Origin of the sequence: Algoriphagus yeomjeoni, from assembly GCF_049821175.1 — a bacterium.
GTDB lineage: Bacteria > Bacteroidota > Bacteroidia > Cytophagales > Cyclobacteriaceae > Algoriphagus > Algoriphagus yeomjeoni_A.
The window spans coordinates 267871-282136 of sequence record NZ_CP187512.1; the positions used below are offsets into that span (position 1 = coordinate 267871).

Genomic DNA, 14266 nt, shown 5'->3' on the forward strand with positions numbered 1-14266 from the left:
TTTACTCAATTCCTGGATCTACTTTCTTTTTTCTTACTAGTTCAGTTTTGCCCAATTCTGTGAGGTTTTTAACTGAATCAGTAGCTGCATTTGTCACTTCATCTTTCGATGTAGTGGTTGTTTTTTTTTTAGTTTTCATAGCATTAAGAGTTATAGAGTTTATATTCTAAAAAGCAGATGATTGTATTTGAACTGCTATTTATACTATTTGTTTGAAGTAATTTACGGATAATTTATTGGAAAAGTACAAACGAAAAGGCTAATGTGTAATTCAGTCTGCAAATATTGAATAAAACAGAACTAACGTGACGGGTAAAAATCCTACTTATTTTTTCGGTAGATTTTAGCAATTAAAATGTATTTCTCACACGTTACTTTCTATTGGAATTAATTACTAGTTAATTTATGATTAGCGATTATTTTCCTAGTTAAATTTTGAGCGTATTTTTTTAGAAGATGAGTCCATAAAAGTAGGTTTTAGATAGACCAAAATAATCCCTATTTCATCCTCTATATCATACTTGGCGAGAAACTCTTTGTCTTTTTTGACTCTAATGCTATCGATTAAATTAGTATCAACTTTCGAGAAAAAGTCTTTTGATTCTTGATTTGCTGGAAGGAATAGAGTTTTGTCCTCACAAAAAATAAGCATAGATACTGGAGGTACATCCCGTGATTTGCATATTAAAGTAAGGGTGAGAGGTTCTCTTATTGTGGTGTCAAGACTGGTTTTTTGTCCTAATACCATAGTACTTATACTACAGAAACTCAAAAGTAATAAAAGAGATAAATGGATTTTCATTAAAATAGTCTTTAGTTATAAACTAATAACGAAAAAATCATTTTTAGGTTTAATAGATGTATTTTAGACAGGGGAAAAATTAAAGCTGAGACTAAACAGTATCAGCTTTAAAGGTTTGATTCGTTGTAGATTTCAATCTTAAATTATATTCCTGTATAATTAAATGGAGAAATCACACTCAGCTCCGCCTTCAACTCATCAGAGATTGGAAGATTAGCAATAAACTCAGCAATTGATTTTTCGGTGATTTTTGTATTTGTTCTGGTAAGATCTTTCAGCGCTTCATACGGTTTTGGGAATCCTTCCCTTCTCAGTACAGTTTGGATCGCTTCCGCTACTACCGCCCAGTTTTCTTCCAAATCTGCCTGAATTGCAGCTTCATTTAATTCTAGCTTACCTAGTCCCTTCAACAAGGACTCAAAGGAAATCAACATATGACCTAGAGGCACACCGATGATTCTCAGTACAGTGCTATCTGTCAAATCTCGCTGAAGTCTAGAAACAGGAAGTTTCGCCGCCAAGTGCTCCAATAGGGCATTGGCGATGCCCAAATTTCCCTCCGCATTTTCGAAATCAATAGGATTGACTTTGTGCGGCATAGCTGAAGAGCCTATCTCCCCAGCTTTGATTTTTTGCTTGAAGTAATTCATGGCAACGTACTGCCACACGTCCTTGGATAAATCCAACAGGATGGTATTTATTCTTTTCAGTCCATCAAAAATGGCAGCAAGATTATCGTAGTGCTCGATTTGGGTAGTAGGGTAGCTTCTTTCCAATCCTAAATATTCTCCTACAAATTGGAAAGCAAACTCATTCCACTTGAAAGATGGGTAAGCTACATGATGCGCATTCATATTGCCGGTGGCTCCGCCAAACTTTGCTGAATACGGAATGTGGTGAAGCAATTCAAGTTGTTTTTTCAATCTGACAACAAACACCTCGATTTCCTTTCCTAAACGTGTAGGCGAAGCTGGCTGGCCATGAGTTTTAGCTAGCATTGGAATATCCTTCCAGTTATCTGCCAGCACTTGTAGTCTATCTAAAACTGCATCTAACTGAGGTAAAATCACGTCATTTAGACCCTCTTTCAGCATCAGCGGAGTTGCTGTATTATTGATGTCCTGAGAAGTCAATCCAAAGTGAATGAATTCCTTATGTGCTTCTAAACCAAGTGCATCAAATTTCTCTTTCAGAAAATATTCGACTGCTTTGACATCATGATTTGTGATCTTTTCAGTGGCTTTGATCGTGTCGGCATCATTCATGGAGAAATCAGTTACGATCGATCTGAGGTTTGAGAACAAGCTTTTATCAAAACCTTTAAGTTGAGGCAATGGAAGTTCGCAAAGGGCAATGAAATACTCTACTTCAACGTGAACTCGGTATTTGATTAGGGCAAATTCAGAAAAATAGGCTCTCAGAGGAGCAGTTTTGCCAGCATAGCGTCCATCTACAGAAGTCACTGCGGTCAATGCATTTAATTCCATCTCTTTTTAATCAATTTGGTTTTAGGAAGCTGCAAAGTTAATTTTTTGAAGCCAAAAGTCCGGTTTTAAGATGTCTAATTCGGGAAATATCCTTCAAATAATTCGAACCACTCTAGCATTATCTGAGTTATCATGAGCAAATAATCAATCCCAAGCCTTAATATTTGGCTTTCAGGGTTAATTTTGCAACCGTAAAACAAATAAAAGCTCAGATCAGGAATGTTCAATTTATTTAAGAAAAAGAAGGAAGAGGTAAAAGCTCCACAGTTTTTACCACTGAAAGTGAGAGAGGTAGTAAGAGAGACAGAAGATACAGTTACCTTGTATTTTGAGCAGCCAGAGCCATTTTTGGATTATAAGCCAGGTCAGTTTCTGACTCTTGTGATGGATTTTGAAGGCAAAGAGCAGCGCAGATCATATAGCCTGTGCACCTCGCCATTTGTGGATCCCTTCCCCGGGATTTCTGTGAAGCGAGTACCAAAGGGCAAATTTTCTAACTTTTTAAATGAGCGTGTCTTCCCGGGAAAAACGATTAACGTACTAAAGCCACTAGGGAATTTCACCACTGACTTTCATTCCAAAAATAAGAAACATTTCTTCCTGGTAGCGGCAGGAAGTGGGATCACACCAATCATGGGTATTTTAAAATCCGTACTTGTAAATGAGCCAAATTCCAAGGTTTCCCTGCTTTACTGTAGCCGAAATGAGGAGCAAATTATCTTCAAAAAAGAGCTTGCGTCTTTAGTCGAGAACAACCCAGATAGACTGGAAGTCATTCATAATTTGAGTCAGCCTTCTGATTCTTGGAAGGGGATGAAAGGTCGCTTGACAAAAGAAAGTATTCTTGATTTTGCGAAAAAAGCCGAATTGGATCCTGAATTTGACAAGGAATATTTCGCATGCGGTCCCGAAGGAATCATGGATAATGTAGTTGCGGTTTTGGATGAATTAGGTGTGTTAAGGGATAAAGTTCATCGCGAGAGCTTCTATTCCTCCGCCGCAGATAAGGCTCATGAAGATGCTGCCCATGGGATTACTGGAGGTTTGTTAACTAGAGATGTTACCGTGATTTTGGATGGTGAAGAGAATGCAGTCACTGTGTCTCCTGATAAAACCATTCTTGAAGCTGGACTTTCGCAGAACTTGAATATGCCATACAGCTGCCAAAGTGGGTTGTGTACCGCATGCAGAGGTAAATTGCAAAGTGGGAAAGTGAAAATGGATGAGGATGCAGGTTTGAGTCCAAATGAAATCGAAGCTGGCTATGTGCTGTGTTGCGTTTCACATCCTTTGACAGACGATGTCAAGATCAACATTGAATAGCCCAGAGAGTCATAATGAAACTCCCATTCTGGAAAATCAAGAATTCAGGAGGATTTATAAGAACCTGGATCAACTTATTTTGATCCTCTTAATCTTGGTTTTGCCACTTTTTGGGATGATCTATTTGTATCAATCCAGTGGAGAAGTAAAGTGGGATTTACCTGAGTTGCCAACGGTTTTTGGGCAAATTTTGTCTGGTGCAGGAATCGGACTTTTGTTAGCCCAGTACTTACTTTTTCGAAAGAAAATTAAGGCGGTTTTCCATACTGACGAGTTGCTGATGAAATTAAAGATATATGCAAGCGCTACGAGAGAGCGGTATTTGATGCTTTTTGTGATCGCTTTACTATGCTCAGCTGGATTGCTCTTTTTTGGGTCGGCTATTTACAACGTGATATTTGCTGTGGCGCTTTTCTTCTTTTCCGTAGCCAAGCCAACTCCGGAGCGAATAAAAAAAGTGTTAAAACTGAACAAGGAGGATGCTGAAATTATCAGGTTGGCGTCGAGACCGGAATGAGATTTTAGACTTTAGATATAAGACTTTAGACATAAGATTTTAGAATCAAGAAATCAGAACCAAGAGTTTAGAAACAATAGTCTGACTGTAGATGGAAGAATGGTTAAGAGGCTTAGATCATAATCTTATTTGAGGGCTGAAAGCCCTAGATATTTCAGCCTAGCTCGGTAGGGCTGGGTAATTAGATTTGCTGGATATTCCTAGAGCTCTGAAAGAGCGAAATCACTTATTTCCAGTGCTCTCTGTGTACTCCTCCTTGCCCCTGTGGTTTAAAAAAAACACAAAAAAAAGCCAACCCATGTGGATTGGCCTTTTCGGATCATTATAGCTAATTAATTTTCTATTGAGATATTTCCTGAGGAGATGGATCCTTTTACCCAGTCAGAGGCATCATTGTCGATTTCTAGATTTTTACCAGTATTGATTCCACCTACTCTAAGATTTCCAGAGGAAGCTCGTAATGAGAAATTGTATTTTTTCAAATCAGAAGATGTTTGGATTTTGAAATTTCCGGAGGTTCCACTGAGATTGGTTCTTCCACTCAAACCTGCATTTGTAGCACGGATATTTCCAGAGGTGAATTTCATTGAGCCTAAAGAACCTATGTTGCTCAATTTTGCATTTCCTGAGGTAAGGGCAACACTTAACTGACCTTTTACTCGATCTGCAGTCAAAGAACCACTGGTTGATTGGTAGTCAACACTGCCGCCTACATTGTTAATATCTGCATTTCCCGAAGTTACACCTGCTTCAATATCTCCCGATACTTTGTCTATATAGAGAGAGCCAGAACTAGCTTTTATGGCGAGATCTCCAGAGATATTTGTCGCTGTGATTTTCCCTGAAGATACTCTTAGGTTTGTTTTATCTCCAACCACCTTGTCCACCGTGATGGTTCCTGAGGAGTTTCTCATATCCAGGTCTATATTCATTGGACCAGTGATTTTGATGTAGCCTTTGTTTCGGTTGTTGCTCCAAGATGAATTGTTTGAGCTTTGCTCATAAGAGATCTTTAATACATCGCCCACTGTGACAAAAATGATGTCCTGATTTTCGTTTGAAGATTCCAGAAATGCTTCCACATTCACATCTGAATTTGATCCTCCAACGAAAGAGACGTCCAGCCAGCCACCACTGACTTCTATAGCCTTGATGTTGGAGTAATTCTTATTGGCGTCTACCAATATTTTTTGTGCAAAGCTGACCACTGAGATCAGTATCATGGCTAAGGCCAAGCTCGAAAATTTGAATAGTCTGTTCATAGTTCTGGTTGTTTATCTGATAGTGACTCCGAAGCTGATTGCCTGCACTTCAGGGCCTAAGTTTTCTTGGAAAAGGTTATTTAAATCGTAGTTAAAGAATAATGTGACATCACTGACTCCGATCTCAGCACGAGCGCCATAGCGGAAGTTCTCTACGTACATGTTCGACTTTTCAAACTGCTTTTGCTTTTTGCCATTTTCATCATCATAGACAAATTTGCCTCGTCCACCGATTCTCACGCCTGCATAGCCGCCCAGACCAAGTCGAAGTTTTTGGTTATTGGTGAGAATAGTAGGGACCAAAGTGAAATTCAGGTAGGAAGCTGAGATTTTGGATTTTGTGCCTGTACCTGGTCCTGCAAATTCTTCCCAAACTATTCCCTCTGGGTTTTTCACAGCAATCAGATTTCTGTCCTCTAGTTTGAAATTATACCAGTTAACGCCAAGTGAAGTGTTGATATGAAAGTTTTTAGAAACTTTAGTTATTCCCATTAAATTGATCGCATAATACCAAGATCCCCATGGTTTCACAGTTGGCATTTGGTCAGTAGGAGCTACTTGATTGATCCCAAGTTCTGTGTCTATACCAACACTGAATTTTCTCATTTTTTGAAGTTCTGAAATCTTCACTTCATCGTTTTCTTGAACATCCAGAATCCATTTACCGTCTTCTTTTTGCTTGTATGACCAAGTGTTTCCAAATACTTTGATCACCTTAGTCTTGGTGTAGATCACCGTGTCTGCTTTGCCCTGAGCAAAAGCCTGGCTTAAGGAGAGAACCAGAAATAATAGTGGTAGTAGTGTAGTTTTCATAATGAAGTAGGTTTGAAAAACTCTTTTATAAAGTGTCAGACTGAGTACAGTCTAGGCCCATTTCAACTGCGCTGACAATGGTAGATTTTTTGAAGGACTCGGAAAACGGGTCTGTCTGAGCGGAGTCGAAGACCTTTCGACTTCGAGACTCTCGTCTCTCAAGTGCTCAAGGTGACTACGTTTATGGTTCCAGAATAAACTTCTGTCATCCCCCTTTTTGTTTGTTCGTAGAATATTTAAGACTCAAAGAGACTCAAAATACTATTCCAAATGTGATAGGGTTGAGAGCCGGTCCTTTGTCATCCTGGAACAACTCATTTAGATCGTAAGTGGTGAAGAATTTAACTCTTCCGATTCCAAGTTCTCCACGGATACCATATCTGAAATTTTGAAGATATAGCCCGGTATCCTGCTTGTCTTTTTTGCGACCGGATCCACCTAACTCATTGTATACATATTTGGATTGGCCTCCTAGCCTGTAGCCAACATAAGGTCCTGCGGCAATTCTTACTCCACGGCGACCATTGTCATTCATCTTGCCAAAATCCAGCTCGAGCATCGTCATGGCAGTGATGTAAGAAGCAGAGATCTTACTTTTGAATCCATCCACGTCAGTACGTTTGATAAAGTCTATGGATTCATCTCCGCGTATCGCTTGGAAATCCCTGTTTTCAAACTTGAAGTTGTAGAACTGAAACCCTAAGCCAAAGTCCCAATAGAATCCTTTGGAGATACGTTGCGCAGCCATCCAGTTGAGTCCAACATTCCAAGATCCCCAGCCTTTTACAGCGTATGGCTTATCTGAAGTAGGGAATTTGCCATCTTCCAGGTAGTTGTTTACTCCTAGATCAAGGTTGAAATAGGTTCTAAATGGAGGATCACTTTTTCTTTTTAGACCTGGTTCAAAGCGAACTTTGGTGTTTTCTCCTGTTTCATCCACGAGAAGACGCATATTTCCAATATATACTTCTGTCTCCGCTCCATCTTCGGTCACCTTTACGACCTGCTTGGATGTACCATCTTTTTTCTTGATTTCAACGATGGTTGTTTCCCCAGTATCTAAATTTTCTTCCAGGTCAAGCTCACGGATGATCTGATTGATGTTCATCAGTTTTAGCTTTTCAAAATCCTCTTTGCTATTCACGGTAATTACTATTCTACCGGATTTTCCGAATTCTACCACCACGCTGTCACTCAGGACACTGTGGTCTACCGATGGCATGGTTCCGGCAAAGCCTAGTTGCACGATGGCCATCAAACAAAATAATAGAAGGTATTTTTTCATTGGTATCTAGAGTTTTCTATCAAATGGCATCCTGCATTTCGGGCAAAAGGTCTCCGATTGATGCATGGATCATGTCCAATTTAATGTTGAGTTTCGAATTATGTGAGTTGGTAAAGTTTACCTTTCTGCTTTTGATTTTCGGGTTGTGATGGAAGCGAAGAGATTGTTTTTTGCATCCTGCAGGTCTGCAAACCCCTGATCTACTTTGCCCAACAAGTCCTCTACTTCGTTGACAGTTTTGCCTATTTCGGCGATTAGGTTTTTATCTTTTGGTTCTTCAGTCAGTCCACTGGAGTAGATTTTAACCCGATAAGTTGGTTCTTCCACGGCAGCCTCATTTGCGTCTGCCACAGTTTTTTCCAGTTTCAATGCAGGAAGTTCAGCTTCTGTGAAATTTGGGGTCTCTACTTCTAATTTAGGAGCTTTTACATTCTCTACTATTTCTTGCTTTGGTTCCTCTTTTACCTCGTTCATCGCGACTAGATTTTGAGGAATTGTATTCTGAGGTTTTTGTGTGTTTGAAGAAGCATCAGCAGGCTTGGAGTTCGATTTTGTGGTAGTAGTTGGTTTAGTATTCAATTCCTCAGCAGCCTGCTGATTTTCAATTTCGTTTTGCGTTTTCTCTGATTCTTCAGGTGTTATGACTTCTATTTGAGTTGGAGTATCAATTACTTCTTCTGTGGTGTTGTCAGCAAGCATTGACTTTTCTATAGACACATCACCTTCTCGTAACACCAAGTAACCAACAGTGAATAGGAGCGTAAGTGAAGCTGCGGCTGCCCACCAGATCCCCTTATAGGACTTGGACTTCTGAGGCAACTGAGATTCTAATCTTTCCCAGGCTAGTTTGCTTGGTCTTTCTGTATGATTTTCCAGTTTTTCTTTGAAAAACTGATCCAGATTATTTTTTTCCTTAGCCATTGATTCTCCTTTCTTTTGGTGTTTGACTGGCAATTTTTTCTTTCAAAGTATTTCTTGCCCTATTGAGCTGAGACTTTGAAGTGCTTTCTGTGATTCCCAAAAGATCTCCTATCTCCTGGTGCGAGAAACCTTCGATTGCGTAGAGGTTGAAAACTGTCCGATATCCTACCGGGAGGCTTTCTACCATTCTCATCAAATCTTCAGTTTCCATGTGATTGAGCTCGTAATTGTGATCCTGATATTCAGTCTCATTTTCCATATTGACCTCCATCATAAGATGACGATGACTTCTCAACGTCATGAGAGCTTGAGTGACGATGATCCTTTTCATCCAACCTTCGAAGCTCCCCTTTGACTGAAATTGAGGTAGTTTTTCAAAGATTTTCATAAAGCCTTCGATCATCACATCTTCGGCATGTTCCCGGTCTTTTAGATATCGGATGCAGATGGCCAAGAATTTTCCCGAGTACAGATCATACAGGTGGCGCTGCGCCATTCTGTCTCCTTTGAGACATCCTTGTAATAAATCTGATTCGTTTGAAAAATTGACTCTGCTGAACATTTGAATTAGCTTTCAATTAGGTAGATGCCCGTATTGAAAAAATGGTTGCGTGGGTTGGTGAAAAAAAGTTAATATTTTTTGCTTACTGAGTTTTATATTGTTCCCTTTTATTTGTAATCTCCTTAAAATAAGTTGCTTATGTATTTTTAAAACGATACGTTTTTCTTTGATTTTTATTTTATCGAATGTAAGGATTTAAAAGAAAAGGACTTGCCTTGCTGTTTTATTTTAGCAAGACAAGTCCTTATTTGGATAATCCGTCAGGTTCAACCCTTTCAGGGTTTTGACCTGAGTTTTGTTCTTAATTCCAAGGGGTGCACCCATGGTTATTTATGGTTTGATCCCTTCAGGATCATTAAATTATATGATTATCTGCATGATGCCTGTCGCCATATTTTCCTTGCTTTATTGGCTGGAATACCGATGCCGAATGACTCCCGTCAAGTCGGGACAGGCTGAAACGGCCTCATTCCTACAGTTTAGCCAAATAATAAAAGTTTCGAGGTGCTATTTTACGTGCTGTGGACTGTCGACTATGGACTGTCGACGATTATCCCCCGTTCAATGGCTTCATTTTAACCTACGGAACAAAGTCGCGGATTATAATATTAATTAATAAGCTGCCTTATAATTCACCACGATATCAAGTAGCGTCCATTCGTTTTCTTTCACTGTGACTGGCTGAATATTTCCATCTCCATCAAAAATGCTGGCGAAAAGGCCTTCCTCTTCTACAGTAAGAATGGAGTATCTGCCTGGGCTTAGGTTGATAGAATACCTGCCGTTTTCGTCGGTTTCGAATTCGGTTATTGGCTTGGCTGCAACCGACTGGAACAAGCCATTTTCCAAGGTTACATCAGAGATTTTAATTAATGGATAAACCCGTACTGTTCTTTTTACAGGGTTTCCTGTATTGGTATCCTTCGCTTTCTTTTCTTCCTCCAGCACCATAGGCATTTGATTGCCTTCAAGCCAAGTTACCTGACCTACCACGCCCTGACCTTCGGGTTGATAGGGTGCACATTGGAAAAAGATAGATGTAAATGCAAAAGCGATCAGAATTCTAAGTAGTTGGTTCATGAGTAGATGGAATTATAAATTCAAGCGGAGTAAATCTCCTATGTTTTATATTTCCTCAAACAGCATAAATGATTCCAAATAATTTGGGATGATGGTATTCCAGCCTAGTTCATCTTTAAGTTTATGCGCTAACACACCTGCGCTACTCTCTTCACCATGAACGATAAATGCAAGTTTTGGCTTTTCACCGAATCCCTCAGCCCATTCCATCAACTCATTTTGATCTGCATGTGCAGAAAGTCCTTCCACGCTATAGATTTTAGCTTTAACAGGGACCTCTTGTCCATATATTCTTACCTCTGGCTCACCATCGACCAAACGTCTTCCGCGAGTTCCTTCTGCCTGATAGCCTACGAAAACAACTCCATTCTTTTCATTTGGAAGGTGGTGGAATAAGTGGTGAAGTACTCGGCCACCTGTTGCCATACCGCTTGCGGAGATGATGATTGCCTTTCCTTTGAGCTCATTGAGTGTACGGGATTGCTCCTGCTTTCTAAAATAGTGCAACTGCGAATGTTGGAATGGATGCTGATCATTATCATCTAACACCCCAATCAATTGGTGATCTTGGTGAAAATCTTTGTAAAGCGTGGATACATTGATGGCCATGGGTGAATCAAGGTAAATAGGCACATTAGGTATTTTTCCCTTTTTCACCAACTGATACAAAAAGTACATCACCAGCTGCGTCCTTCCTACCGCAAATGCTGGGATAATCACCAGACCATCTCGGTCGAAAACGTCATTAATTGCTCTGGCGAGTTCTTCTTCTGGCTTTATAGGAGTAGAAATGCGGTCACCATAAGTGGATTCTATCCAAACTACATCTGCTTCAGGGATCAGTGTAGGAGGGTAAAGAATGGGATCGTGATACCTTCCCAAATCTCCTGAGAATACCAATTTTTTGGTTTGCTTATCTCCTTTGATCACAATCTTTACAATAGCAGCTCCCAAAATATGCCCTGCATGGTAATAGGTCACTTCCACAGATGGGTGTATGGAAAAAGGCTTTTTGAAATCTTTTGGAACGAGCAGTGGAAAAACGGCTTCTGCATCTTCTACTGTATAAAGTGGCTCCGGGTTTTCATGACTTGAATAACCCTTCTTTTTGGCGTATTCTGCTTCTTCTTCCTGAAGTTTCCCAGAATCTAGCAGTAGGATCTTCGCTAGCTCAGCCGTCGCAGTGGTGCAATAAATTGGTCCTCTAAAACCATCTTTCACCAATTTTGGCAAGCAACCGATGTGATCCATGTGTGCATGAGTAAGCACAATAGCTTCCATGTCTTTTGGTGGCATGGGAAATTTGTCCCAGTTTCTGCGCCGAAGTTCTTTTCTGCCTTGAAAGAGTCCACAATCAACTAGGAATTCAAAATCTCCCAGATCCAACAAATACCTGGAGCCAGTGACTGTGCCTGCTCCGCCTAAAAATTTTACGCTTACATCCATGATCTTTTGTGTTTAAACCAAAAGATACAAAAATAAAAGGCACCCAAGTGGATGCCTTTTTAATTAGTCAATTACTGATGAGCTGTCTACTGGAGCCTTAGACTGATTAAATTTTGCTCTACTGATACTATCCAGCTCAGCACGGTTAAATTCTCCCGTATCAGGTTCTTCTACTTCAAAGTTTACTCCTTCAGATTCTTCATTATCGTCCAGTTCTTTCTCCTTTTTGCAAGTCAGGCAAACCAAGCCCTGCTCGTTAAATGCCCAGATGGTATTTTGAGAAAGATCATTATTTCTATACCCATTTCTATTGATAGTATTACTTAGGATTTCGAGAAGAGAACGATCCATGATAAATGGTTTGTCATAAGGTACTTCTAAGTAAAGATTCAATTGTTGATCTCTGAACTTATCCAAGTTGGAAATGTCATAGCCTTCATTGAAGGTGACAATAGAGTCAAGCACCGTATAGTTGTAGGTGATCATTTTGGCATTGTCCATAGCCTCTGCTTTTGTCTTGCCTCTGGCAAAGAAATCCTCTCGAAGAGTAACAGTACTATCAGCAGTCCCTTCGATTTTCAGATTTACATTGTTGAAAGTAGATTCTTCGCCGATAGGGTTAAGTCGCAGAATCATGATTCCTTCAGTTACGGGCACTGTATTTTCGATTTTATGCCAGTTTTCTTCTTTGAATTGTGCTACGATCAATGGGATTTGGAAGGCACAAATTCCTACACATAGCAACCATAATCCAAGTGCTACAAATCCAAATCTTGAGCCTATCAGGTTCTTTTGCATCAAAACACTTAAGCCTAGAAGGATGATGATGATGCCTGGAATGATCATCAGGAACGATGCTCCGATCACAAGCCAAATTGGAATCAGATTGGAGAAAAGCTCGATTGGGAAATTATCCATCAGCACGCGGTAGTCATCATTGGTGAATATTCCCAAGTAAACTGCAACCGTAAAGATCGGAGTGATAGTCAAGCCTAACCCTAAGAAGAAAACAAAGAGACCGAAGATCACTCGGATCACATTCAGGAAGAATCTTCCCAATGGCCCCAAGGCTGATCCAATTGCTTCTATGATTTGACCTATTATCCTGAATGGAGTAAGCAGGATTTGTCTAGTTCTTGACTCTGGTGCTTTCGGAATAGGGTTTATATTTTCCTTCAAGGTCGAATCAATATTATCCAAGGTGATTTCCCCACCTTTCATTCGGATACGCTCTGTGATTGAACTGGCCACTGGGGTGATAATCCATAGAATAAGATAGATTAAGAATCCAGATCCGCCGGCCAAGATCAAAAAGGCCAATGCCAATCGGGTATACACCACTTCTATCCCGAAGTATGCCGCCAATCCACTTGCTACACCACCGATTACCTTATCATCGGGATTTCTGTAGAGTTTCTTGATGTTTTTATCCTCTTCTATTTCATAGGAAACAGGAAGAATAATCCAAAGAACGATGTATGCGATGGCTGCAAAGATCCCAAAGCTAAGGTTCAACCTGAAGTCATCAAATGGCCAGATATCCAAGAAGCCAAAATTGAAACGCAGGTTGCCAGAGAAAAGCAACAGGATAGAGATCAGCCTCGTCCAAAGTGGATCAATAGTAAAATAATGAGCCACTCCGGCACATACACCACCAAGGATTTTTCTGTTTTCCAAGCGCATTAATTTTTTATACCCTTTTCTCTCAGAATCCGGAGGTGTGACAAACTTGTAGAAATCCTGGTCCTTAGCGGTGCTTTCTTTTTCGTGGTCATAGTCAACTTTTTCCTCTTCTACAGAGGCAAAATCAGCTATGGTACCCATCTTCTCGATAAGTTTATCTACGTTTTCGGCAGAGATTACCTGCTTATTGTTTTTCAGATTGCTAAGAAAAATTTCTGCAATTCTATTTTCAATATCAGAGATAATCTCGTGGTTGTCTTTATAGGAAGAAAAGTGCTGGTTGATCGCATCCAGGTACTTTCGGAGCGTGTCGTAGCCGTCTTCCTCGATGTGGAAAAGAATCCCACTGATGTTTATACTTATAGTCTTTTTCATCTGTTTATAATTTTCTTTCATTGGTCATCCCGATAGCTATCGGGAGGAATCTCGCATTACGGATGATCTTTCCTAATTGTGTGTCTTGGGAAATGCTCGGTTTCATGATCAATTCTTTGAGGTGATAAGAAGGGTGGAATTGACTAGTGAATCCCAGGTGTTGGAGAGTGTGCCCAGAAAGGCTTTTCCTTCTTCTGTGATGGAGTAGTATTTCCGAGGAGGTCCAGATTCGGACTCAACCCAGCGATATTCTACCAAGGAGGCAGACTTCAGTCTATTGAGTAGTGGGTATAGTGTGCCTTCTACTACAATCATTTGAGCTTGGGTCAGCTCTTCGATCAGATCTGAAGTATAAACCTCGCCTCGAGAGATGATATGCAACACGCAAAACTCTAAGAGTCCTTTGCGCATTTGAATCTGTGTGTTGGCGACATTCATTGTTAAGGTGATTAAGTGTCAATGATGCGGGAAATACATATTCCCGTCTCTTCTTGTTAAAGAAAAATTATACCAATCTTTTCCAAGCTACCTTGTATAACCTAATTCCTTGCCATAAACAGGTAGTAGGTATAAGGAAATAGCTAAAAAAGTGCTCTTAATTCGCTGAGATCGATGTTTGTGATTTTTTGATCCTGCAGTAGAAAAAGTTTTTTAAAAAATTATAGTCTTTTCAACTTTAATAAAATGTTAAATTTCTGAACATGTTTATG

Annotated in this window: 14 protein-coding genes; 2 read left to right on the forward strand and 12 right to left on the reverse strand. The window is 40.0% G+C overall.

Features of this window, described 5'->3' with window-relative positions; all coding sequences use genetic code 11:
- Position 1: 1 nt before the first annotated feature.
- From ACPUEN_RS01005 to purB, 3 genes are all read right to left on the reverse strand, one after another.
- Positions 2 to 139, reverse strand: coding sequence for a hypothetical protein (locus tag ACPUEN_RS01005; protein ID WP_425637977.1), 138 nt, complete (start codon positions 137 to 139; stop codon positions 2 to 4).
- 285 nt (positions 140 to 424) lie between these two features.
- The gene (locus tag ACPUEN_RS01010; RefSeq protein WP_425637978.1) at positions 425 to 802 is read right to left on the reverse strand and encodes a hypothetical protein; all 378 of its coding nucleotides are present in this window, start codon (positions 800 to 802) and stop codon (positions 425 to 427) included.
- A 143-nt stretch (positions 803 to 945) separates the two neighbouring features.
- Positions 946 to 2289 carry an adenylosuccinate lyase gene (gene purB / locus ACPUEN_RS01015; RefSeq protein ID WP_425637979.1) on the reverse strand — a complete coding sequence of 448 codons (1344 nt, stop codon included), beginning with the start codon at positions 2287 to 2289 and terminating at the stop codon, positions 946 to 948.
- Between the two features lie 219 nt (positions 2290 to 2508).
- Here purB and ACPUEN_RS01020 point away from each other — a divergent pair, with 219 nt between their 5' ends.
- Both ACPUEN_RS01020 and ACPUEN_RS01025 read left to right on the forward strand, forming a co-directional pair.
- Positions 2509 to 3612: a 2Fe-2S iron-sulfur cluster-binding protein gene (locus ACPUEN_RS01020; RefSeq protein ID WP_425637980.1), complete on the forward strand. Its 1104-nt coding sequence runs from the start codon at positions 2509 to 2511 to the stop codon at positions 3610 to 3612.
- Positions 3590 to 4129 carry a hypothetical protein gene (locus ACPUEN_RS01025; RefSeq protein ID WP_425637981.1) on the forward strand — a complete coding sequence of 180 codons (540 nt, stop codon included), beginning with the start codon at positions 3590 to 3592 and terminating at the stop codon, positions 4127 to 4129. The genes ACPUEN_RS01020 and ACPUEN_RS01025 overlap by 23 nt, the downstream gene beginning before the upstream one ends.
- 332 nt (positions 4130 to 4461) lie before the next feature.
- On the opposite strand, the gene ACPUEN_RS01030 is transcribed toward ACPUEN_RS01025, so the two are convergent.
- From ACPUEN_RS01030 to ACPUEN_RS01070, 9 genes are all read right to left on the reverse strand, one after another.
- Positions 4462 to 5391 (reverse strand): DUF4097 family beta strand repeat-containing protein, encoded by a 930-nt coding sequence (locus tag ACPUEN_RS01030; protein ID WP_425637982.1) that lies wholly within the window; start codon positions 5389 to 5391, stop codon positions 4462 to 4464.
- Between the two features lie 12 nt (positions 5392 to 5403).
- Entirely contained in the window at positions 5404 to 6204 is an 801-nt protein-coding gene (locus tag ACPUEN_RS01035; protein ID WP_425637983.1) for a hypothetical protein, read from the reverse strand.
- A 253-nt stretch (positions 6205 to 6457) separates the two neighbouring features.
- Positions 6458 to 7489 (reverse strand): hypothetical protein, encoded by a 1032-nt coding sequence (locus tag ACPUEN_RS01040; RefSeq protein ID WP_425637984.1) that lies wholly within the window; start codon positions 7487 to 7489, stop codon positions 6458 to 6460.
- A 117-nt stretch (positions 7490 to 7606) separates the two neighbouring features.
- Positions 7607 to 8410, reverse strand: a complete 804-nt coding sequence (locus ACPUEN_RS01045) for a hypothetical protein (RefSeq protein WP_425637985.1) — start codon at positions 8408 to 8410, stop codon at positions 7607 to 7609.
- Positions 8403 to 8972, reverse strand: coding sequence for an RNA polymerase sigma factor (locus ACPUEN_RS01050; protein WP_425637986.1), 570 nt, complete (start codon positions 8970 to 8972; stop codon positions 8403 to 8405). Before ACPUEN_RS01050 ends, ACPUEN_RS01045 begins: the two co-directional genes overlap by 8 nt.
- A gap of 612 nt (positions 8973 to 9584) precedes the next feature.
- The gene (locus ACPUEN_RS01055) at positions 9585 to 10052 is read right to left on the reverse strand and encodes a carboxypeptidase regulatory-like domain-containing protein (protein ID WP_425637987.1); all 468 of its coding nucleotides are present in this window, start codon (positions 10050 to 10052) and stop codon (positions 9585 to 9587) included.
- A gap of 45 nt (positions 10053 to 10097) precedes the next feature.
- Positions 10098 to 11498 carry an MBL fold metallo-hydrolase RNA specificity domain-containing protein gene (locus ACPUEN_RS01060; RefSeq protein ID WP_425637988.1) on the reverse strand — a complete coding sequence of 467 codons (1401 nt, stop codon included), beginning with the start codon at positions 11496 to 11498 and terminating at the stop codon, positions 10098 to 10100.
- A 63-nt stretch (positions 11499 to 11561) separates the two neighbouring features.
- On the reverse strand, positions 11562 to 13556 hold the full coding sequence (locus ACPUEN_RS01065; RefSeq protein ID WP_425637989.1) for a PspC domain-containing protein: 1995 nt from the start codon (positions 13554 to 13556) through the stop codon (positions 11562 to 11564).
- Positions 13557 to 13664: 108 nt separating this feature from the next.
- Positions 13665 to 13994, reverse strand: a complete 330-nt coding sequence (locus ACPUEN_RS01070) for a PadR family transcriptional regulator (RefSeq protein ID WP_111612123.1) — start codon at positions 13992 to 13994, stop codon at positions 13665 to 13667.
- Between the last annotated feature and the right edge of the window lie 272 nt (positions 13995 to 14266).

Bases quoted from the DNA above. Each gene is read 5' to 3' on its own strand.
- ACPUEN_RS01005 (WP_425637977.1), bottom strand. From the start codon at position 139: ATGAAAACTAAAAAAAAAACAACCACTACATCGAAAGATGAAGTGACA.
- ACPUEN_RS01010 (WP_425637978.1), bottom strand. From the start codon at position 802: ATGAAAATCCATTTATCTCTTTTATTACTTTTGAGTTTCTGTAGTATA.
- purB (WP_425637979.1), bottom strand. From the start codon at position 2,289: ATGGAATTAAATGCATTGACCGCAGTGACTTCTGTAGATGGACGCTAT.
- ACPUEN_RS01020 (WP_425637980.1), top strand. From the start codon at position 2,509: ATGTTCAATTTATTTAAGAAAAAGAAGGAAGAGGTAAAAGCTCCACAG.
- ACPUEN_RS01025 (WP_425637981.1), top strand. From the start codon at position 3,590: ATGTCAAGATCAACATTGAATAGCCCAGAGAGTCATAATGAAACTCCC.
- ACPUEN_RS01030 (WP_425637982.1), bottom strand. From the start codon at position 5,391: ATGAACAGACTATTCAAATTTTCGAGCTTGGCCTTAGCCATGATACTG.
- ACPUEN_RS01035 (WP_425637983.1), bottom strand. From the start codon at position 6,204: ATGAAAACTACACTACTACCACTATTATTTCTGGTTCTCTCCTTAAGC.
- ACPUEN_RS01040 (WP_425637984.1), bottom strand. From the start codon at position 7,489: ATGAAAAAATACCTTCTATTATTTTGTTTGATGGCCATCGTGCAACTA.
- ACPUEN_RS01045 (WP_425637985.1), bottom strand. From the start codon at position 8,410: ATGGCTAAGGAAAAAAATAATCTGGATCAGTTTTTCAAAGAAAAACTG.
- ACPUEN_RS01050 (WP_425637986.1), bottom strand. From the start codon at position 8,972: ATGTTCAGCAGAGTCAATTTTTCAAACGAATCAGATTTATTACAAGGA.
- ACPUEN_RS01055 (WP_425637987.1), bottom strand. From the start codon at position 10,052: ATGAACCAACTACTTAGAATTCTGATCGCTTTTGCATTTACATCTATC.
- ACPUEN_RS01060 (WP_425637988.1), bottom strand. From the start codon at position 11,498: ATGGATGTAAGCGTAAAATTTTTAGGCGGAGCAGGCACAGTCACTGGC.
- ACPUEN_RS01065 (WP_425637989.1), bottom strand. From the start codon at position 13,556: ATGAAAAAGACTATAAGTATAAACATCAGTGGGATTCTTTTCCACATC.
- ACPUEN_RS01070 (WP_111612123.1), bottom strand. From the start codon at position 13,994: ATGAATGTCGCCAACACACAGATTCAAATGCGCAAAGGACTCTTAGAG.